21 protein-coding genes are annotated in these 18008 nt (G+C 62.4%); 7 read left to right on the top strand and 14 right to left on the bottom strand.

Going from position 1 to position 18008, the window contains the following annotated elements:
• Positions 1–71 precede the first annotated feature (71 nt).
• The 8 genes from FJ956_RS19605 to FJ956_RS19570 all read right to left on the bottom strand — a co-directional run bounded on the left by FJ956_RS19605 (position 72) and on the right by FJ956_RS19570 (position 7240).
• Positions 72–584, bottom strand: coding sequence for a GNAT family N-acetyltransferase (locus FJ956_RS19605; RefSeq protein WP_140681975.1), 513 nt, complete (start codon positions 582–584; stop codon positions 72–74).
• 2 nt (positions 585–586) lie between these two features.
• On the bottom strand, positions 587–886 hold the full coding sequence (locus tag FJ956_RS19600; RefSeq protein WP_140681973.1) for a DUF1778 domain-containing protein: 300 nt from the start codon (positions 884–886) through the stop codon (positions 587–589).
• 56 nt (positions 887–942) lie between these two features.
• On the bottom strand, positions 943–1560 hold the full coding sequence (locus tag FJ956_RS19595) for a riboflavin synthase (RefSeq protein ID WP_140681971.1): 618 nt from the start codon (positions 1558–1560) through the stop codon (positions 943–945).
• A 62-nt stretch (positions 1561–1622) separates the two neighbouring features.
• Complete coding sequence (gene ribD / locus FJ956_RS19590) at positions 1623–2750, bottom strand: bifunctional diaminohydroxyphosphoribosylaminopyrimidine deaminase/5-amino-6-(5-phosphoribosylamino)uracil reductase RibD (RefSeq protein WP_181170328.1); 1128 nt, start codon at positions 2748–2750, stop codon at positions 1623–1625.
• Between the two features lie 2 nt (positions 2751–2752).
• Positions 2753–3232 (bottom strand): transcriptional regulator NrdR, encoded by a 480-nt coding sequence (gene nrdR, locus FJ956_RS19585; RefSeq protein WP_140541281.1) that lies wholly within the window; start codon positions 3230–3232, stop codon positions 2753–2755.
• Positions 3233–3446: 214 nt separating this feature from the next.
• On the bottom strand, positions 3447–4040 hold the full coding sequence (locus FJ956_RS19580; protein ID WP_246672179.1) for a hypothetical protein: 594 nt from the start codon (positions 4038–4040) through the stop codon (positions 3447–3449).
• A gap of 119 nt (positions 4041–4159) precedes the next feature.
• On the bottom strand, positions 4160–5473 hold the full coding sequence (glyA, locus tag FJ956_RS19575) for a serine hydroxymethyltransferase (RefSeq protein ID WP_140681969.1): 1314 nt from the start codon (positions 5471–5473) through the stop codon (positions 4160–4162).
• A gap of 126 nt (positions 5474–5599) precedes the next feature.
• Positions 5600–7240, bottom strand: coding sequence for a Na+/H+ antiporter (locus FJ956_RS19570; protein WP_140681967.1), 1641 nt, complete (start codon positions 7238–7240; stop codon positions 5600–5602).
• Positions 7241–7572: 332 nt separating this feature from the next.
• Between FJ956_RS19570 and FJ956_RS31120 the strand changes: the two genes are divergently transcribed.
• Complete coding sequence (locus FJ956_RS31120) at positions 7573–7665, top strand: hypothetical protein (protein WP_140681965.1); 93 nt, start codon at positions 7573–7575, stop codon at positions 7663–7665.
• A 48-nt stretch (positions 7666–7713) separates the two neighbouring features.
• Here FJ956_RS31120 and FJ956_RS19560 read toward each other — a convergent pair whose 3' ends face one another.
• Positions 7714–8967 carry a L,D-transpeptidase family protein gene (locus tag FJ956_RS19560; RefSeq protein ID WP_140681963.1) on the bottom strand — a complete coding sequence of 418 codons (1254 nt, stop codon included), beginning with the start codon at positions 8965–8967 and terminating at the stop codon, positions 7714–7716.
• An 823-nt stretch (positions 8968–9790) separates the two neighbouring features.
• Between FJ956_RS19560 and FJ956_RS19555 the strand changes: the two genes are divergently transcribed.
• Complete coding sequence (locus FJ956_RS19555) at positions 9791–10222, top strand: hypothetical protein (RefSeq protein ID WP_140681961.1); 432 nt, start codon at positions 9791–9793, stop codon at positions 10220–10222.
• A gap of 150 nt (positions 10223–10372) precedes the next feature.
• On the opposite strand, the gene FJ956_RS19550 is transcribed toward FJ956_RS19555, so the two are convergent.
• The 4 genes from FJ956_RS19550 to FJ956_RS19535 all read right to left on the bottom strand — a co-directional run bounded on the left by FJ956_RS19550 (position 10373) and on the right by FJ956_RS19535 (position 13249).
• Positions 10373–10888 carry a MarR family winged helix-turn-helix transcriptional regulator gene (locus FJ956_RS19550; protein WP_040983294.1) on the bottom strand — a complete coding sequence of 172 codons (516 nt, stop codon included), beginning with the start codon at positions 10886–10888 and terminating at the stop codon, positions 10373–10375.
• Positions 10889–11126: 238 nt separating this feature from the next.
• Positions 11127–11549, bottom strand: coding sequence for a DUF6163 family protein (locus tag FJ956_RS19545; protein WP_140681959.1), 423 nt, complete (start codon positions 11547–11549; stop codon positions 11127–11129).
• Positions 11546–12589, bottom strand: coding sequence for an enoyl-CoA hydratase/isomerase family protein (locus FJ956_RS19540; protein WP_140681957.1), 1044 nt, complete (start codon positions 12587–12589; stop codon positions 11546–11548). Before FJ956_RS19540 ends, FJ956_RS19545 begins: the two co-directional genes overlap by 4 nt.
• A 111-nt stretch (positions 12590–12700) precedes the next feature.
• The gene (locus FJ956_RS19535; protein WP_140681955.1) at positions 12701–13249 is read right to left on the bottom strand and encodes an isoprenylcysteine carboxylmethyltransferase family protein; all 549 of its coding nucleotides are present in this window, start codon (positions 13247–13249) and stop codon (positions 12701–12703) included.
• 151 nt (positions 13250–13400) lie between these two features.
• Between FJ956_RS19535 and FJ956_RS19530 the strand changes: the two genes are divergently transcribed.
• From FJ956_RS19530 to FJ956_RS19515, 4 genes are all read left to right on the top strand, one after another.
• On the top strand, positions 13401–14222 hold the full coding sequence (locus FJ956_RS19530) for a DUF2066 domain-containing protein (RefSeq protein WP_140681953.1): 822 nt from the start codon (positions 13401–13403) through the stop codon (positions 14220–14222).
• A gap of 135 nt (positions 14223–14357) precedes the next feature.
• The gene (gene hemB, locus FJ956_RS19525) at positions 14358–15389 is read left to right on the top strand and encodes a porphobilinogen synthase (RefSeq protein WP_140681950.1); all 1032 of its coding nucleotides are present in this window, start codon (positions 14358–14360) and stop codon (positions 15387–15389) included.
• A gap of 93 nt (positions 15390–15482) precedes the next feature.
• Positions 15483–15719, top strand: a complete 237-nt coding sequence (locus FJ956_RS19520; RefSeq protein WP_348641105.1) for a hypothetical protein — start codon at positions 15483–15485, stop codon at positions 15717–15719.
• Positions 15720–16105: 386 nt separating this feature from the next.
• Entirely contained in the window at positions 16106–16753 is a 648-nt protein-coding gene (locus tag FJ956_RS19515; protein WP_140681948.1) for a dihydrofolate reductase family protein, read from the top strand.
• A gap of 45 nt (positions 16754–16798) precedes the next feature.
• Here FJ956_RS19515 and FJ956_RS19510 read toward each other — a convergent pair whose 3' ends face one another.
• Complete coding sequence (locus FJ956_RS19510) at positions 16799–17125, bottom strand: DUF1330 domain-containing protein (protein WP_140681946.1); 327 nt, start codon at positions 17123–17125, stop codon at positions 16799–16801.
• Positions 17126–17306: 181 nt separating this feature from the next.
• Here FJ956_RS19510 and FJ956_RS19505 point away from each other — a divergent pair, with 181 nt between their 5' ends.
• Positions 17307–18002: a helix-turn-helix domain-containing protein gene (locus FJ956_RS19505; RefSeq protein WP_140681989.1), complete on the top strand. Its 696-nt coding sequence runs from the start codon at positions 17307–17309 to the stop codon at positions 18000–18002.
• Positions 18003–18008: the final 6 nt, after the last annotated feature.

Raw genomic sequence — 18008 nt, 5'->3', positions numbered from 1 at the left:
ATCGGCCATTGCTTCGCGGGTCAGCCGTTCTTTGAGCCTGGAATTCTCATTCTCCGTTGGAGTTCCCTTTCTCATCTGAACAGTTCCGCGATATCGGCCATCGGCCTAAATAGTTTCATCGGCTGATCCGGAAATGGCAAAAAACTTTCCCGCTCATAGAACCGGCACGCGTTGTCATCCTTTGCGTTGACGATTACCGCAAACGCAGCAATCTCACTGCGGAGAGATCGAAGCAGGGCATCTGCCAGGAGGTATCGGCCATAGCCCCTGCCCTGATGCCGTCGATCGACTGCCAGACGGCCGAGCCGCGTCGCCGGAATCAGCGGATAACGCGGCAGCTTGCGGACCGTCTCAATAGGCCATTCGCCGACACTCACCGCAGTCGATGAGAGGGTGTAGTAGCCTGCAATAGCACCGTCCGGCATGACCAGCACGAACGGTGCTGCAATGTTCTTGCGAGCGTCTTGTCCGGCCTGCATTCGAAGATATCGATCAAGTGGCTCTACGTCGCATTCGAACGAGTTTCTGTCGTGCTGCGAACCGAGCACCTCAACTCGCAAAGAGGCCTCGATCGAGCCCGTCACCCTCAGATGCAAGTGGCTTGGCGATACCGACGCACCGTATCGCGCAGGCGATCGTTCACTGGTTCCGGATTAAGTAGAGCATCTACGAATGCCCTGCTATCGCGGACAGATAGTTCAAGGCGCTGGTGCTCTTCGATGGCCCGGCGGGCAGCCTCTTGGACGCTGCTCAGCACGAAGTCAGTCACGGTGCGGCCTTGCAGCGCCGCAGCACGCTCAATCAGGCTCTTCTGATCCGCAGTGATGCGAGCTTCCAGGCGTTCACCACGGGCGCGATTGCGAGGTGGATGGGCATGTACCGTCATCGTCGTATCTCCTGAAGACAATGTACGGCCAGTGGCCGGCAACTTCAAAGCTTGTTTCAAAGCCCCTCTTTCGCCGCCTCCGCCAGGCGCGCGGCGTAGCGGGCCATGGTGTCGATCTCGATGTTGACGCGGTCGCCGGCCTGGCGTTCGCCCCAGGTGGTGACGCTCAGCGAGTGATGGATCAGAAGCACGTCGAAGCGGGTGCCTTCGACCTTGTTGACCGTCAGCGAGGTGCCGTCGAGCGCGACCGAACCTTTGGGCGCGATGAATTTTGCAAGATGGCGCGGCGCCTCCAGCGTGAAGCGAACGGCATCGCCCTCGTCCTTGCGCTCGACGATTTCGGCGGTGCCGTCGACATGGCCGGAGACGATGTGGCCGCCGAGCTCGTCGCCGATCTTCAGCGCGCGTTCGAGATTGATCCTGGTGCCGGATTTCCAGCTGGATGCCGTAGTGAGCCTCAGCGCCTCCTCCCAGGCCTCGACCTCGAACCAGCGCGCGTTGGAGCCATGTTCCGGGAGCGCTGTGACCGTGAGGCAGACGCCGCCGCAGGAAATCGAGGCGCCGATGGTGATGGTCTCGGGGTCGTAAACGGTGTCGATGCGCAGGCCGATGCCTTCGGCGAGCGGCTTCACGCTGGCAACGGTGCCCACATCGGTGACAATTCCCGTAAACATCAGAGAGTGTCTTTCGTTTTGACCGTGATCTGATCCAAAAAACCGGTTCCCACTTTCTGGGATCATGGTCTTACCCATTCGGCGTAACTGTCCTCGCCGAAGCGCATGTCACGCATTTTGCGGAAACCTACCGGGATATGGTCGGCGTCGATGGGCGATGCAATACCGTCTTCGCCAATAGCGTCCGGGCCCTGGAACAGGACAATGCGGTCGACCAGGTCTTCCTCCAGGAAGGCCTTGGCCACCCTGGCGCCGCCTTCGACCAAAACGCTTGCCATGCCAAGCGCGGCAAGGTCTTCCAGCAATTCCGGCAAGGCGACGACGCCATCATGGGTTTCGGTGCCGATGAAGCGCACGCCTGCGCGTTCGAGCGCCGCCCGCCGGTGCGGGTCGGCCTCCAAGCACGCGGCGACATAGAGCGGCACGCGATCGACGCCGGAAATGAGCTTGGAAGTCTCCGGCAGCCGGATCTGCCGATCGAGGATGATGCGCGCCGGCGAACGGTTCTCCAATCCCGGCAGGCGCACGGTCAGCGCCGGGTCGTCCTCCAGCGCGGTGCCGATGCCGACCAGGATGGCGTCGGACTCGGCGCGCATCAGATAGACATCGCGCCGTGCGATCTCGCCAGTGATGGCGACCTGGCCCGCGCCTTTGCGGCCGATCTTGCCGTCGCTCGAAAGCGCAAGCTTCAGAGTTACTTCCGGGCGCTTCTTCAGAGAGCGAGTCAGATAGCCGGCCATCTGCTCGGCGGCCTCGGCGGCCAGCACTTTCTCCACCACCTCGACACCGGCGGCGCGCAGGATGGCGTAGCCCTTGCCGGAGACGCGCGGGTCGGGATCGCTCGCCGCGCCGACGACGCGCGCGATGCCGGCATTGACCAGCGCGTTGGCGCAAGGCGGCGTGCGGCCGTGATGGGCGCAGGGCTCCAAGGTGACGTAAGCGGTGGCGCCACGCGCGAGCTCGCCGGCCTCGGCCAGCGCTTCGGTCTCGGCATGCGGCCGGCCGCCCACGGCCGTCACGCCGGTGCCGACGATCATCGGTCCAGCGCCGTCGTCGCGCACGATGATGGTGCCGACGGAGGGATTGGTGGAGGTGCGGCCGGCATTGCGGCGCGACAACCTGATGGCCGCGGCCATGAAACGGCGATCAAGCGCCGCCTGCGCGGCCTCGTCCAGTCGCGGTCCCGCCATGATCAGCCGGCGTCCTCTTCAGTTTTTTCCTCGTCACCCTTCAGTTCGCCCAGCAGCTCGTGAAAATCCTTGGCCTCACGGAAATTGCGATAGACCGAGGCGAAGCGGACATAGGCGACGTCATCCAGCGATTTCAGCGCCTCCATGACCAGCCGGCCGACCTCACCCGAGGCCACCTCGGTTTCGCCGGAGCTTTCGAGCTGACGCACGATGCCGGTGACGGCGCGGTCGATGCGCTCGGGGTCGACATTGCGCTTGCGCACGGCGATCTCGACGGAGCGCAGCAGCTTGTCACGGTCGAAAGGCACCTTGCGGCCGGACTTCTTGACGACGACGAGGTCGCGCAGTTGGACGCGCTCGAAAGTCGTGAAACGGCCGCCGCAATCGGGGCACACCCGCCGCCTGCGGATCGCCGCGCCATCCTCGGCGGGACGCGAATCCTTCACCTGCGTATCTTCGGACTGGCAATAGGGACAGCGCATGGGAAGCCTTGGGTTCGCGATTCAGGCGTGATCCCGAAAAGTTGCAGACTTTTCGGAGAAGATCATGCTTCAAAAACAAAATCTTAGAGTGAGAGGGCGATTCAAGGAAGCGTCTTCTCACTCTGTGGGCGAAAGGCTTAGAGCCTTTTATACCTCAGAGATAGCGAGGCATAAGCAAGATTGCCAGCGCCCCTGCCCGGCCGGTCGACAAGCGTCAGGGCGCGACATCCTTGGTCGAGAAACCGCAGGACGTTCCGAGATTGCGATAGGCCTTGGTGAAGCCGTCCATCGGAATGCTGGTGACCTTCTGTTTGCCGAAGGTCACATCGAGCGAGGTGACCTTGCGCATGGCGCGCAGCAAGGCGAGGCTGGTCTTGGCCTGGTTATCGACCATCCAGCTGGGACGACCACCCGCGGCGGCGTTGGAGGTCACGGTCGCGGCGACCTTCACGCCAGGATCGCCGAAGGTCGCGGCGATCTTGTCGCCGGTCGGCAGGTTCCCGTTGTCGATGATGAACATGATGGCCGGATACGCGTCAGGCGGCAGCGCATCGCCGGTCGAGATCGACAGCGTCAGGGAACCGGCATTGCCGTCGCCGTCGACGAATGCAGTCGAGGCGGCGCAGGTCTTGTGCGCATCCTGCCCGGTATCGAGCGTGTCGATGATGGTGGTCCACTTGCCGAAGGTATTGGTGGCCGGCATATCGGAGCCGGGCTGCGCCTGCTCCTGCGCAACCGCGCCGGACAGGACGACAACGGCCAGCGAGCCAGACAGGGCCAGGGTGGCAAGACGGAAAGTGCGCATCATCAGGTCTCCGGTAGGCCGCGCCGCCCAATCAAGGAGCGGCGCGAAGCGCAGGGATAAAAGATGACGTAGGTCGCGCGGTCAACCGACGGATGACAACCGAGGGGGCAACCGACCGTCGATCAGCCGAGATAAGGGTAGAGCGGGAAGCGGTCGGTCAGCGCCGTGACCTTGGCCTTGACGGCGGCCTCGACGGCCGCGTTGCCTTCGTCGGAATTCGCCACCTTCAGCCCGTCCAGCACCTCGGCGATCAGCTTGCCGATCTCGCGGAATTCGGCCTGGCCGAAGCCGCGCGTGGTGCCGGCCGGCGTGCCGAGGCGTACGCCCGACGTCACGAACGGCTTTTCCGGATCGAACGGGATGCCGTTCTTGTTGCAGGTGATGTTGGCGCGGCCCAGCGCTGCTTCCGCGCGCTTGCCGGTAGCGTTCTTCGGCCGAAGGTCGACCAGCATCAGGTGGTTGTCGGTACCGCCCGAGACGATATCGAGGCCAGTCTCCTGCAGGCTGGACGCCAGCGCCTTGGCATTGGCGACGATGCTTTCGGCATAGGCCTTGAAGCTCGGCTTCAGCGCCTCGCCGAGCGCCACCGCCTTGGCGGCGATGACATGCATCAGCGGGCCGCCCTGCAAGCCCGGAAACACCGCCGAATTCATCTTCTTGGCGATATCCTCGTCGTTGCACAGGATCATGCCGCCGCGCGGACCGCGCAGCGATTTGTGGGTCGTCGTGGTCACGACATGGGCATGAGGCAACGGCGACGGATGCACGCCGCCGGCGACGAGGCCGGCGATATGCGCCATGTCGACCATGAGGTAAGCGCCGATCGAATCGGCGATCTCGCGGAAACGCTTCCAGTCCCAGATGCGCGAATAGGCGGTGCCGCCGGCCAGGATCAGCTTAGGCTTGGTCTCGTGCGCGGTCTTCTCGATCGCGTCCATGTCGAGCAGGTGATCGTCCTTGCGCACGCCGTAGGAGATGACCTTGAACCACTTGCCGCTCATGTTGACCGGCGAGCCGTGGGTGAGATGGCCGCCCGAATTCAGGTCGAGGCCCATGAAGGTGTCGCCGGGCTGCAGCAGCGCCAGGAACACGGCCTGGTTCATCTGGCTGCCCGAGTTCGGCTGGACGTTGGCGAAGTTACAGCCAAAGAGCTTCTTCGCGCGCTCGATGGCCAGTTCCTCGGCCACGTCGACGAATTGGCAGCCGCCATAGTAGCGCTTGCCCGGATAACCCTCGGCATATTTGTTGGTCATGATCGAGCCCTGCGCTTCGAGCACGGCGCGCGACACGATGTTTTCCGACGCGATCAGCTCGATCTCGTGGCGCTGGCGGCCAAGCTCGTTGCGGATGGCGCCGAAGATTTCCGGATCGGCATCGGCAAGCGTGGTCTCGAAGAAGGATTCGAATTTGCTGGAGGCTGCCGCGGCATTTGACATGGCTTGCTTTCCCTTGGGGCCGGAGGTCTGCGAGGTCGCCGCGCATTAACACAGTTGTTTCCGGGCCGCCACGTTTGCGGCGCGAAATTTGCTGGCCGGTTTGCGCCAAGACAAACCCGTCCAGTTCTAATCCCGCGGGTCGCGGCCCTTGAGGATCGCTTCCGAGAAGGTGATCTCGGTGAACAGCTTGCGCGCCGTATGGTCGTTGATGTCGCCACGGCGAAGCATCGCCTGCAGTTCGGCCCGCTCGGCCTCGATGCCGGCAAGCCTGAATTCGAACTCGATCCGCCCGGATTCACGAGCCTCGGCGCGCGCTTCGTCGGCGCCGTCGGAGAGCGAGATGCGCCGCCGGTAGATGGATGCGACGCTCTCGGCGATGGCAAGCTTCATGTCCGCCGCCTCTCCTTCATTGCCGTCGCTGGCCAGGCTTTCGATCCTAGCGATGGCCGCACTGGCGGCGCCGACGCGGGCGCGGCGCTCTTCGGCCACACCTGGATGCTCGCCAGGCTCGACGAGACCGCGCGAAACCCTTGGCAGAGTGAGGCTCGCGATCGCCAGCGAGCATATGATCACGCCGGCGGCGAGGAAGATCACGAGGTCGCGGGCCGGAAACGGCGAGCCGTCCTGCAAGGTGAGCGGCAGGGACAGGATGCCGGCCAGGGTGACGGCGCCGCGCACGCCGGCGATCGAGCCGGCGAGCCTGACGCGAAAGCCAAAGGGTTCGGCTTTGCGCTTGCCTAGCCGCGCGGCAAGCACGGCGCCCATGTCGCCGATCCAGATCCAGACATAGCGCAGGCCGATCAGGCAGAGCGTGAGCAAGAGGACGGTCAGTGCCGGCTCGAACAGCCAGTGCCGGGTCGTCAGCTCCGGCGGCACGTTGCGGATGATGTCGGGCAGCTGCAGGCCAAGCAGGATGAACAGCGAGCCGTTGAACATGAAGATCAGCATCGACCAGAGCGAGATCGTCTGGATGCGCGCCGAGACCGCCATGTGGCGGACGATGCCGGAGTATCCTGTCAGAAGGCCGGCGGTGACCGCCGCCAGAATGCCCGACGCGTTCAAATGCTCCGCGATCAGATAGGCGACGAAGGGCAACAGCACCATGACCAGCACCTGCGCTTCGGCCGGTGTGCTGGTGATGCGACTGAGCACCTGCAACGACTTCGCCGCGATGAACAGCGCCGCGATGCCGGCGAGAATGCCGATCGCCACAGCCAAGAGGAAGCTCAGGGATGCCGCGGCGAACGAAAAGCTGCCGGTCAGCGCCGCCGCGACCGTGAAGCGGAACATCACCAGGCCCGAGGCGTCGTTGAGCAGGGATTCGCCTTCCAATATGTGCATCAGCCGCGCCGGGACGACATTGCGGTCGACGATCGAGGACACGGCGACCGCGTCGGTCGGCGACAGCACGGCGGCCAGAGCAAAGGCGACGACCAGCGGGATGCTCGGCACCAGCCAATGCAAGGCGTAACCGAAACCGACGATGGTGAAGAAGACGAGCCCGATGGCGAGGTCGAGGATCGGGCTGCGCAGCGCGATCAGCTCGCGCTTCGGCGCCGAGAACGCGTCACCGAACAGCAACGGCGGAATGAACACCAGGAGAAAAAGCTCGGGGTCGATCTCGACATGCAGGCCGCGTGCCGGCCAGGCCAGGGCGGCGCCGATCGCGATCTGCAGCACCGGCAGCGGCACACGCACCAGCCGCACCAGCGCACCGGAAACGGTTACGAAGGCGAGCACGACGAGAATGAAGACGGCGACGTCCATGGCGCGATTCCGGCTAGACCGTGATGGCGTTTCGTTGAATCGCCATCACGGCCTAGCTCTTTGTTGGAGCATGATCTTTCTCCGAAAACCGGTTCCCACTTTTCGGGATCATGCTCTAGTCGCCCGACCATGGGCAATTGAATGCGCTGCGTCCAGCCGGGCGCCCCCCAACCGGTCTTCGAGGCGTAGGCGTTATCGACAGGCGGCTTACCGCCGGGTGCCGATCTGGCCCAAGATCGACTGGTTCTCAATGTGCGCGTCGTCGGCCAGCATCATGGCCTTCGAGATGATGAGCGAAAGGATGTCATCGCCTTCATAGAGTCGAAGCCACGGTGCGTTTCCATGTCGACAATGCCAGGCGCAAGCTCGGCGCCGTGAACCGCGCGCAGGCCGTGGCGCGGCTGGTGAACCAGCGGCTGTTATAAAAAAAAGCCGCTGCGAGAGCGGCCTTTTTTCTTTTAAGGATCAGATACTTACTGCGCGGAGCTGATCTGAAGCTCGGCAGCGCCGTCAAGGGCGTAGATATCGTCGCGGAACTGCACGACGCCCGGAGCCGTCGACCATGCCGAGAGATAGAGGAAGTGGACCGGCACCGGATTGACCACATTGATCGGCGTGTTCTCGCCGGTCTTGATCGCCGCCTCGAAATGCTGGCGGTCCCAGCCGGGCGTGTCGCGCAGGATCCAGGTGACGAGGTCGCGCACGTTCTGGACGCGCACGCAGCCCGAGGAATCGAAGCGCATCAGCTTGCCGAACAGGCTCTGCTGCGGCGTGTCGTGCATGTAGACGCCGTCCGGGCTCGGGAAGTTGATCTTGACCGAGGCCATCGCGTTGTTGCTGCCCGGATCCTGGCGGAAGCGGTATTTCGCGGCATCGTCCGTCGACCAGTCGATGGTCATCGGATCGACCTCGCTGCCGTCCGGGGCGAACAGGCGGATGTGGCTGTCCTTGAGGTAGTTCGGGTCCTTCCGCATCAGCGGAATGATGTCCTTGCGCACGATCGAGACCGGCGCGTTCCAGTACGGATTGACGATGATCTCATTGATCTTCGAGTTCACGATCGGCGTCTGACGGTCGATCTTGCCGACGATCGCCGTGTGGCGAAGCACGACGCGGTCGTTCTCGACCGCTTCGATCTGGGCGCCCGGAATGTCGACCAGCACATAACGGCTGCCGAGCGTGCCAGCCTTTTCCTTCAGGCGCTGCAGATTGGTCTGCAACTGGCCGAGCCGGATCTGCGCCGAGACGTTCATCGCCGTATAGGTGTATTTGCCCATGGCGCCGTCGGCCGGCAGGCCGTGACGAAGCTGGAAGCGCTTGACGGCCGAGTCGACGTAGGAATCGAAGGCCGTCGAAATACCGGCGCTCTGCGGCAGATCGCCCGAGACCATCAGGCGCTTGCGCAGCGGAACGACATCCGGATCGTCGACGCCGAGCTGCAATTTCTTGGTCGCCGGAACCTGTTCCCAGCCGCCCTGGGAGACGATGTTCTGATACTGCGCCACCGCCTGCTCGGTGAAGGCGACCGTCTGCTGGCTGAAGATCGGCAGCGTCGAGGCGACCTTGTTGGTGTCGTTGCCGCGGGCGTCGAACTGGTCGTCCCAATTGCCACGGGTCGAGGATTTCAGGATGTCCCCGATCACGTCCTGCGCGCTGGCATGGCCGGCGACCACGGCAGCGGCGAGCGCGGAGGCTCCGGTCAGGAAGAAACGGCGGCTGGTTCTCATGGCAGACATTCTTTGCTTAATCGCTCTCGCTCAACTCGCTTGCCGGGCGGCTTGGTCCGCACTCTAGGGGCGGCAAACTTAACAATTCGCCAACCATGACCCGCATCGCTCGGCCGCCAGAAACGCGCTGCCGCCACGCAGGTTCCAAGGAGCGCGGGGCACAGGCCCGCAGCATCACCCACCATCCGCATTGACCGCGATTATGGCGGCAACGTGGCCTTGGCCCGCGATTTGCTTGCGGAGGCAAGGTGAAAGAAATCATAGCGGTGCCTTTTTGCATCGGTGGTCGCAGTCGTGTCCCTGCCGGGCGTTACGCCCTGCTCCTACCCCACCGCTTTGGACACAGAGGTTCGAATTGCTCGATCATATAGTCGCAACCGGGCGCGCCCGAGCCATTGAGCATCACATTAATCGTTGACGTCGTAGATCTGGTAATCGACGGGGCTTTACGTTGGGGCTGAGCCCGCCGCGCGAGACTGGCGTAGCACCCAGCCTCGTCAAACACGGCAGGTGCGGCACTTCCAACCACGAAACCTGCCAAGAGAGTTGGTGCGATTACCCTGCGCATTAGTAACCCCTCAAGTGGAAAGTCGCGATTGTGGCGTAGCGCACCCAATTGCGTTTGCAATCCGGCGCCTACACTTTAACGATGCGTGGCGATGCGCATGGGTTCACTGAATTCAGAAGCAAACACACAGCACGATCATCAGGATCAGTCGCCCATCGCCTCGAAGCGGCTCCGCCTTGACATGTAGTCGCCAGACGCTTTGATTCATTCCGCGCGCCATATTAGACCGCGCAGCGGCGCCAGAGGGGATAGATAATGAAACACCAACTCGAAGAACCGACTGCTACAATCGCTGAACGGGGTGACCGCGTCGGGTCGAAACTAATCAACGTCGAGGGCTCTATTTCTTTTTCGGCGGCAAAAGACCCTGACAAGATTATATACTACGCTCATGGGACCGTATTCATTTATCCAAAATCTTCTTTCGATTTCGTAAGAATAAGCTCGTCATTCGGCTACCAAATCGCCAACGGAACGATCGACACCATACTGACTTTCTATGGAGGAGATGGACATCAACTCTGCCCTGACATCAACTACAGCTTTGGCTTCGGCTGTGGCGAGCAAAATCTACAGATAAGCGCGCATTTCAAATTGCCGTCCGATATTTTCAACGATGCCCACCTTGTTCGCTGGAAGGCGGTTCCAGGTTACTTGGGCCGTTTTAGAATAAGACCATGCTCATAGGAGCGCGGAACCTTGGCCCCAGCGCGGTCTGAAATTTGGCGAACGAGAAGGCGCCGGGATCGGCTTCTATAGATGATGACGCGTTCGCGGTTGCTTGCTATCTCGGCCGCGCCTCTTTGGCGCGGCTTCGATGTTCCAAGCTTCGGATGCCTACATACGATACGCGATCGTATCGTTCCAGAAGCGGTCCAGCCGCTGCAGCGCACGGTTCATCTGCTTGAACTCGTCGGTGTTGATGCCGCCGACCGCTTCGATCGAACCGACATGGCGCTCGTAGAGACCGGCGACGACGTCGGCCACCTCGTTGCCCTTCGGCGTCAGCGAGACGCGGACCGAACGGCGGTCGATGCGCGAGCGCTGGTGGTTGATGAAGCCGAGGTCGACCAGCTTCTTCAGATTGTAGGACACGTTCGAGCCGAGATAGTAGCCACGCGAGCGCAGCTCGCCGGCGGTCAGCTCCGAATTGCCGATGTTGAAGAGCAGCAGCGCCTGGATGGCGTTGATGTCGGAACGGCCGTTGCGGTCGAACTCGTCCTTGATCACGTCAAGCAGGCGGCGGTGCAGACGCTCCACCAGCTGGAGCGATTCCATGTACAGCGAGCGGATGGCCTCGCGGCGATCGTCGGATACGTTTGCGGTCTTCGCCGCCGGACGCGAATTGATCATTGTCTTTGCCTCTCGTTTGTCGCCTTGGTGATTTTTTGTTTTTCACCTTGATCGCGACACTATCGAATACTCATAAAATTCGACTTAAACGCCAGGGCTAACAAGAGCTTACCGGTAAGAGGTTTCGGAAGACGCTTAACGATCGGTCACCCGAGCAAGAACAATTAACCTAAAGATTTAGCCAATGGATTTCGGGGCGTAACGAGGCCGCCAAACCGATCCGGAAAGCAGCTTCAGCCTATTGGCGAAGCTGGCGCTTCTGCAGCCATATGGTGACGCGAAAGACGATGTAGAGCAAGGCCACGCAGGCATGCGAGACGACGATCAGCAGCCGATGGCCGAAGAGATCGGGGAAGCCGGCATACATCACCGTCTCGGTCGCCGCGCAGATGAACCAGATCACCGGCCCCCAGGACGCCAGCATCCAGAGGCCGGCGGCGGCGAAGGGGAAGAAGACGGCGAGCATGGCCGCCGCCACCTGCCAGTGCACCGGCATCAGGTCGAAGCGCCACAGCTCGCCCGGATAGATGCCGATCAGGCGGATCCAATAGAGGATGCCGAACAAAAGGCAGTAGCCGGCGATCGCGCGCTGGAACCAGGCGAATATGACCTCGGTGGTCGAGGGCTGCAGCACCACGCGCCGGGAGGTGACTTCGCTCACAGGACGAGCTCCTCATCCCCGAGCGGCGCGAAATAGGCGTCGATGTCGGCGGCGCTGACCCCCTCGAGATTGGCCGGCCGCCATTCGGGCTTCGAGCCCTTGTCGATGATGGCGGCGCGGATGCCTTCATAGAAATCGTGGCCGGCAAGCATGCGGTTCAGGATGCGGAACTCCATCCTCATGCATTCATCCATCGACAGCGTCGAGCCGGCGCTGATCTGGCGCCAGGCAATGTTGAGGCTGGTCGGCGAGCGGGTTTTCAGCGTCGCCAGCGTCTTTGCGGCAAAAACATCTTCCGCCCCTGCCCGTTCCAGACTGTCGATGATGCCGGCAAGCGAGCTCTGCGAAAAATGGCGCGTGATCGCCTCCAGGTCCTGCCGCTCGGTCTCGCGTTTGGCCGGCACGAAGAAATCGCGCAATTCCGCATTGGCGTCGCCGCTTGTCGCGAGCTCGTCGAGCAGGCCGGCCTGATCCTCGGCCTTGATGGTGTGGGTGGCGAGCCCGGACCACAGCGCGTCGCCATAGCGGATGCGATTTCCCGTCAGCCCGAGATACATGCCGAAACAGCCGCCCAGATCCGGCAGCAAGTGACTGGCGCCGACATCGGGGAAGAAGCCGATGCCGACCTCCGGCATGGCGAACTGCGCGTTCTCGGTCAGCACGCGATGCGAGCCGTGGAAGGAGACGCCGACGCCGCCGCCCATGACGATCCCGTCGATCAGCGCGACATAAGGCTTCTTGAAGCGCGCGATGCGGGCGTTGAGCCGGTACTCGTCGGCGAAGAAGTCGATCGGCGGCTTGCCGGCGCGGCCGGCCTCGTAGATGTGCAGGATGTCGCCGCCGGCGGAAAACGCCCTGCCCTCGGCCTTGACGACGACAACATTGATGCCGGCGTTCTCTTCCCAGGCATCGAGCGCCTTGCCGAGCGCCTTGACCATGTCGTGCGTGACGGCGTTGAGCGCCTTCGGCCGGGTCAAGGTGACCACACCCGCCTTGCCCAGCCGCTCGAAGCGGATCTCGTCGCCTCCGCCAAAATCCATAGTGAGAGAATCCTCCCCCGCGCCTGCGGGAGGAGAAGTGCTAAGCGGCGACCGGGCCAACGTCAATTGTCGAGTGCCACGGAAAAGGCAGCGTCTTTCGCGGCAAGCAGGCTACCAGACGAATGGGATAAGCGCGTTCGTGCGGCGCGCATAATCAGGGAATTCATCGGGAAATTGCCGCGCCAGAAGCCGGTCCTCGGCGCCGACACGCCATGTGAAAATCGCCCCGAGCAGGATGAACAGAAAGACGAAAGGGCCGCCCACCACGATCGCCGAGCCCAGGCATGCCAGCAGGCCGCCCGTGTACATGGGATGGCGCAGGCTGCGGTATGGGCCGGATCTTACCAGCTTATGGTCCTGCTTGGCCGAGACGGTCTGGCTCCAGTTGCGGCCGAGAATTTGCCGCGCCCAGACCAGCAGCGCCATGCCGGCGACGGCGATCACCGCGCCGATGCCGCCCAGGGCCGCGTTGACGGGGGCGAAGTTGACGAAGCCGAACAACGGCAGGCGCGGCAGCAGGAAGGCGGCGATCATGGCAAACATCAAACCGAAGCTCTGCAGCAAATGCGGCTCGGTATCGCGTTTCACGCCGATTGCCTGAACGGTCAGATAAACAAGCAGTAGCAGCCAGGCGGCATAGATGAACCAGATCAAGGTCATGCCTTGCTCCTTCGTTTAGCCGGCAATCCGCCTGGCCACCGCACGCACCCGCTCTATCTCGTTGTTTTATCGCAATCCCGGACGGAAAACCGTTTCACACTTTTCCTGGAATTGCTTAGAAAAATGGGCATCTTGAACCGGACGGCAAGCCATGCCCGGATTTTCCCGCCTCGCGGCTGCAGCGATCGGCCTGATCGCCATCCTGCGGATGTCTTGCCCTGCCGAGGCCGCGGCTGCGAACGAGCTTTATCGATCTCAGACCATCGTCACCGGCACTGGAGACGTAAACCGGCAGATCGGTTTCAAGGATTGCCTCGACAAGGTGCTGGTCAAGGTCTCGGGCGACCAGCGCCTGACGCAGAAGACTGAGATGCTGGCCCTGCGCGACAAGGCGGCCGACTTCGTGCAATCCTTCCGCTATCGCGACCGGCTCGAAGGTATCCCGGTCCATGACGAGCAAGGCACGCATGACCGGCCGCATGATCTTACCTGCCTCTACAAGCCGGCCGTCGTCGACAAGCTCCTTGCGCAGCTCGGCAGCAGGCCCTGGCTCGGCGAGCGGCCGCCTATCGCCGTCTTCATGACCGCTGAGCAGGGTTCGCGGCATTTCGTGCTGACGGCGGATGAGGACCACGGCAAGACGATGAGGGAATCCTTCGCCAACGCCACAGGTCCACTGCTGATGCGCATTGCCTTTCCAAAGGCCAGGCAGTTCGGCGGCCTCGACGAAAAGGCGCTCGCGGCGGCCAATATGGCAAGGCTCGACAAACTCGCGAAGAAAGCGGGAGCGGCCCAGGCGCTCGCCGGCAGCATCGTGTGGAGCGACAAGGACCTCGGCTGGATCGCCGACTGGCGGCTGGCCGATCGTGGCAAGACCTATCGGTGGCAGGTCCGCGGCGTCAGCTTCGACGAGGCGTTCCGGGTTGCGATCAGGGGCGCGGCGCAGATCCTGTCGGGGAACGGGCAGCCATGAGGTCGGCGCTGCCCCTCATCCGCCCTTCGGGCACCTTCTCCCCGTAAACGGGGCGAAGGAAGGCTGGCACAATCGTGTCGCATTGGTCAGCGACGGAGGCGCGTGGTAAAAGCCGCGCAAAAGAGAGTTTCGGCGATGAACAAATTCACCCCCGCAAAGCCTGCCGGCGCGCGCAGCGTCGACGAGATCACCGGCAGCCGGCGGCTCAGGCGCATGCGCAAGGCCGACTGGTCGCGCCGGCTGGTGCAGGAGAACCAGCTTTCGGTGAACGACCTGATCTGGCCGATCTTCGTCATCGACGGCAAGAACACGCGCGAGCCGATCGCCGCGATGCCGGACGTCTATCGCCTGACCGTCGACCTCGCGGTGAAGGAAGCCGAGCGCGCCGCCAAGCTCGGTATCCCGGCCATCGCCACCTTCCCCAATGTCGAGCTTGCGCTGCGCGACCACACGGGATCGCATATCCTCGACCCCGACAACGTCATCAACCGCGCCACGCGCGCCATCAAGGACGCGGTGCCGGAGATCGGCATCATCACCGATGCCGCGCTCGACCCATTCACCAGCCACGGCCATGACGGCATCCTGCGCGACGGCATCATCGTCAACGACGAGACGGTCGAGCAGGTCGCCGCCGCGGCCGTCATCCAGGCGGCGGCGGGCGCCGACATCATTGCGCCTTCGGACATGATGGACGGCCGCATCGGCGCCATCCGCGACGCGCTCGACGCCAACGGCTTCCAGGACGTGGCGATCATGTCCTACGCGACGAAATTCGCCTCGGCCTTCTACGGGCCCTATCGCGAGGCGGTCGGCACCGCCGGCCTGCTCAAGGGCGACAAGAAGACCTACTACATCGACCACGCCAATTCGGACGAAGCGGTGCGCGAGGCCGAGCAGGACCTCGCCGAAGGCGCCGACATGCTGATGGTGAAGCCCGGCCTGCCCTATCTCGACATCATCCGCCGGCTGAAGGACGAGCTCCAGATGCCGACCTTCGCCTATCAGGTGTCGGGCGAATATTCGATGATCAAGGCAGCCGCCGCCAATGGCTGGATCGACGGAGAGAAGGCGATGCTGGAATCGCTGCTTTCGCTGAAGCGGGCGGGCTGCGACGGCGTGCTGACCTATTTCGCGCCGGTGGTGGCGCAGATGCTGAAGGGCTAGGCCTGCCTCGCGATTTTTGGAATTCTGACGGGATCCGTTAGAATGGATCCATGAGCAGGAATGAAGTGATCGAACGGTTGCAGAAGAACGCAGATGCCATCAGAGGCATGGGCGCGACTTCGCTTTATCTGTTTGGGTCGGCTGCGCGCGGCGACGCACGTTCTCTTCGTAGACTACGATCCGGCGCGGCGCTTTTCCCTGATCGACCTCGTCGGCATAAAACAATTTCTCGAAGAGAAAATGTCGGCCGAAATCGACATCACCACGCGGGACAGCCTTCATCCGATGTTGAAGGCTGATATCGAGCGATCGGCCGTGCGTATATTTTGATGGCCCCGCGTCGGATCAAGCCGATCCTCGCCGAGATCGTTGCGGTTCTGGATTGCATCGGTGCAAAATCCTGCGTCATGAATATCACAAGACTTCCGAGGTCATCGTCTGGGCTGTCGTGACAGACAATTTGCCTGCGCTACGCGTTGCCATTGAACGCATCCTTGATGCGGCCGACGCACAGTTGCCCAGCTAATCGCTTTTCTCGACGAGAAATTGCGACCGCATCCCTTACCCGCTTCGCCCCAATATTCCCGGGCAGCTACCGTTCCGACGACGATCCCGACGATGCCCGACGATCGCGCCGAAAAATACCGCTTGCATTTCACAATCAGTCAGGCTACTCAACAACTGCTTGCAAATTACAACTGGTTTAGGAGACAATCATGTCCAAGCTGCGTGTCAACGCTTTTACCTTGTCGCTCGACGGTTACGGCGCAGGTCCCAACCAGACCCTCGAACATCCGCTCGGCGTCGGCGGCGAAAATCTGCACAAATGGATGATCAAGACCCGCTCCTTCCACCAGATGATCGGCAAGGAGGGCGGGACGACGGATACCGATGACGAGTTTGCCGTGCGCAGTTTTGAGAATGTCGGCGCCTGGATCCTCGGCCGCAACATGTTCGCGCCGAGCCGCGGCGAATGGCCGGACGACAGCTGGAAAGGCTGGTGGGGCGCCAACCCGCCCTACCACGTGCCGACCTTTATTTTGACGCATCACAAGCGCGCGCCGATCGAGATGAAAGGCGGCACGACGTTCTACTTCGTCACCGACGGCATCCACTCAGCGCTCGAACAGGCGAAGGCAGCGGCCGGCGGCAAGGATGTGCGCGTCGGCGGCGGCGTTTCGACCGTCCGGCAGTATCTGCAAGAGAAGCTCATCGACGAAATGCATCTGGCGATCTCGCCGCTCCTGCTCGGCTCGGGCGAGCATCTGTTCGCCGGGCTCGACATGCTGAAGCTGGGGTACCAGTGCGCGGAACAGGTAGCCACGGCGGATGCCATGCATGTCGTCATCAAGCGCAAATCCTGAAGGGAAATGCCGGAACGCGGCCAAGCCGCGTTCCGGTTTTTTCGCTCAGCCCTTGGGCAGATAGGAAATCGTCCCGGCCAGATCGGTGTTGTCGATCAGCTGGAAACGGCTTTCGCTGCCAGCCTTACGCGCGGCGACGTAAGGTGCGTATTGCGGATCGCTGGTGAAGGCTTCCGCGGCTGTCGCGGTCGGAAACGACATCAGCGCGATCAGGCTGGTGTCCAGCGGCTTGCCCTCCAGCGTCTTCACATTGCCGCTGCGCGCCAGATAGCGGCCGCCGTGCTTGTGCACGAGATCGTGCACGGAAGCCGCGTAAGCCGGCACCCATTTGTCGTCCGTCACCTTGATGTCGGCAATCACGTAAACAGTCATCGTCGTAGTCTCCGGTCGTTATTCGGCCACCGGACCACCCGGTGACGTGACCGCTGCCTCCCACGACAAGGCCAGGCCGCTCCAGTCACCGATCTGTACTGGCCATGCCGGTACAGCTTCTGTACTGGCTGCGGTGATGGTTAGCGCCTATGGTTCGGCTTCAACGGCGGGAGGCCGACAGATGACGCAAGCCGGATACAAGCAGTTCTGCCCGCTCTCCATGGCGGCGGAACTCTTATGCACGCGCTGGACCATGGTGCTGCTGCGCGAGCTCGTGGCGGGTTCGACCCGTTTCAACGACCTGCGCCGCGGTGTTCCGAAGATGTCGCCAACGCTTCTGTCGCAGCGGCTGAAGGAGCTCGAGACCGCTGGCATCGTGGAAAGGGCGGAGATCGAAGCCGAAAAGGGCATTTTCGAATACCGGCTCACCGAAGCGGGCAAGGACCTGCGTCCTGTGGTCGAAGCTATGGGGTTCTGGGGCCAGAAATGGGTGGAAGCCAGACTATCGCTCAAGAATCTCGATCCGTCGCTGCTGATGTGGGACATGCGCCGCAACCTGAACCCCAGTCCCCTGCCCGACGGACGCACGGTGATACAGTTTTTGTATCACGACCTGCCGGCGTCGAAGCGGTCATGGTGGCTGATCGTCGAAAAACACGGCGATGTCGACCTTTGTTGGTACGATCCAGGATTCGAGGTCGATCTTTATGTCTCGACCGATCTCTGCACCATGACTTCGATCTGGATGGGACTGACGACGGTCCACAAGGAACGCGAGAAAGTGGCGCTGACGGGAGACCTCGACATCGCTGCGAAGATGCAGGTATGGCTCGGCCTCAGCCCGTTCGCCGTCATGCCGAAGCAAGCCGCCGCATAGCGCTCG

The organism is Mesorhizobium sp. B2-4-3, assembly GCF_006442815.1.
In the GTDB taxonomy this organism is placed as follows: domain Bacteria; phylum Pseudomonadota; class Alphaproteobacteria; order Rhizobiales; family Rhizobiaceae; genus Mesorhizobium.
This window is presented reverse-complemented; position numbering and strand designations above follow the sequence as displayed.

What these genes read in the sequence shown, in the direction of transcription:
- FJ956_RS19580 (WP_246672179.1), bottom strand. Translation starts at nt 4,040, where the DNA reads ATGATGCGCACTTTCCGTCTTGCCACCCTGGCCCTGTCTGGCTCGCTG.
- FJ956_RS19555 (WP_140681961.1), top strand. Translation starts at nt 9,791, where the DNA reads ATGAAACACCAACTCGAAGAACCGACTGCTACAATCGCTGAACGGGGT.
- FJ956_RS19520 (WP_348641105.1), top strand. Translation starts at nt 15,483, where the DNA reads ATGCCATCAGAGGCATGGGCGCGACTTCGCTTTATCTGTTTGGGTCGG.
- FJ956_RS19515 (WP_140681948.1), top strand. Translation starts at nt 16,106, where the DNA reads ATGTCCAAGCTGCGTGTCAACGCTTTTACCTTGTCGCTCGACGGTTAC.
- hemB (WP_140681950.1), top strand. Translation starts at nt 14,358, where the DNA reads ATGAACAAATTCACCCCCGCAAAGCCTGCCGGCGCGCGCAGCGTCGAC.
- FJ956_RS19550 (WP_040983294.1), bottom strand. Translation starts at nt 10,888, where the DNA reads ATGATCAATTCGCGTCCGGCGGCGAAGACCGCAAACGTATCCGACGAT.
- FJ956_RS19595 (WP_140681971.1), bottom strand. Translation starts at nt 1,560, where the DNA reads ATGTTTACGGGAATTGTCACCGATGTGGGCACCGTTGCCAGCGTGAAG.
- FJ956_RS19540 (WP_140681957.1), bottom strand. Translation starts at nt 12,589, where the DNA reads ATGGATTTTGGCGGAGGCGACGAGATCCGCTTCGAGCGGCTGGGCAAG.
- FJ956_RS19535 (WP_140681955.1), bottom strand. Translation starts at nt 13,249, where the DNA reads ATGACCTTGATCTGGTTCATCTATGCCGCCTGGCTGCTACTGCTTGTT.
- FJ956_RS19530 (WP_140681953.1), top strand. Translation starts at nt 13,401, where the DNA reads ATGCCCGGATTTTCCCGCCTCGCGGCTGCAGCGATCGGCCTGATCGCC.
- ribD (WP_181170328.1), bottom strand. Translation starts at nt 2,750, where the DNA reads ATGGCGGGACCGCGACTGGACGAGGCCGCGCAGGCGGCGCTTGATCGC.
- FJ956_RS19510 (WP_140681946.1), bottom strand. Translation starts at nt 17,125, where the DNA reads ATGACTGTTTACGTGATTGCCGACATCAAGGTGACGGACGACAAATGG.
- FJ956_RS19570 (WP_140681967.1), bottom strand. Translation starts at nt 7,240, where the DNA reads ATGGACGTCGCCGTCTTCATTCTCGTCGTGCTCGCCTTCGTAACCGTT.
- FJ956_RS19505 (WP_140681989.1), top strand. Translation starts at nt 17,307, where the DNA reads ATGACGCAAGCCGGATACAAGCAGTTCTGCCCGCTCTCCATGGCGGCG.
- nrdR (WP_140541281.1), bottom strand. Translation starts at nt 3,232, where the DNA reads ATGCGCTGTCCCTATTGCCAGTCCGAAGATACGCAGGTGAAGGATTCG.
- FJ956_RS19600 (WP_140681973.1), bottom strand. Translation starts at nt 886, where the DNA reads ATGACGGTACATGCCCATCCACCTCGCAATCGCGCCCGTGGTGAACGC.
- glyA (WP_140681969.1), bottom strand. Translation starts at nt 5,473, where the DNA reads ATGTCAAATGCCGCGGCAGCCTCCAGCAAATTCGAATCCTTCTTCGAG.
- FJ956_RS19560 (WP_140681963.1), bottom strand. Translation starts at nt 8,967, where the DNA reads ATGAGAACCAGCCGCCGTTTCTTCCTGACCGGAGCCTCCGCGCTCGCC.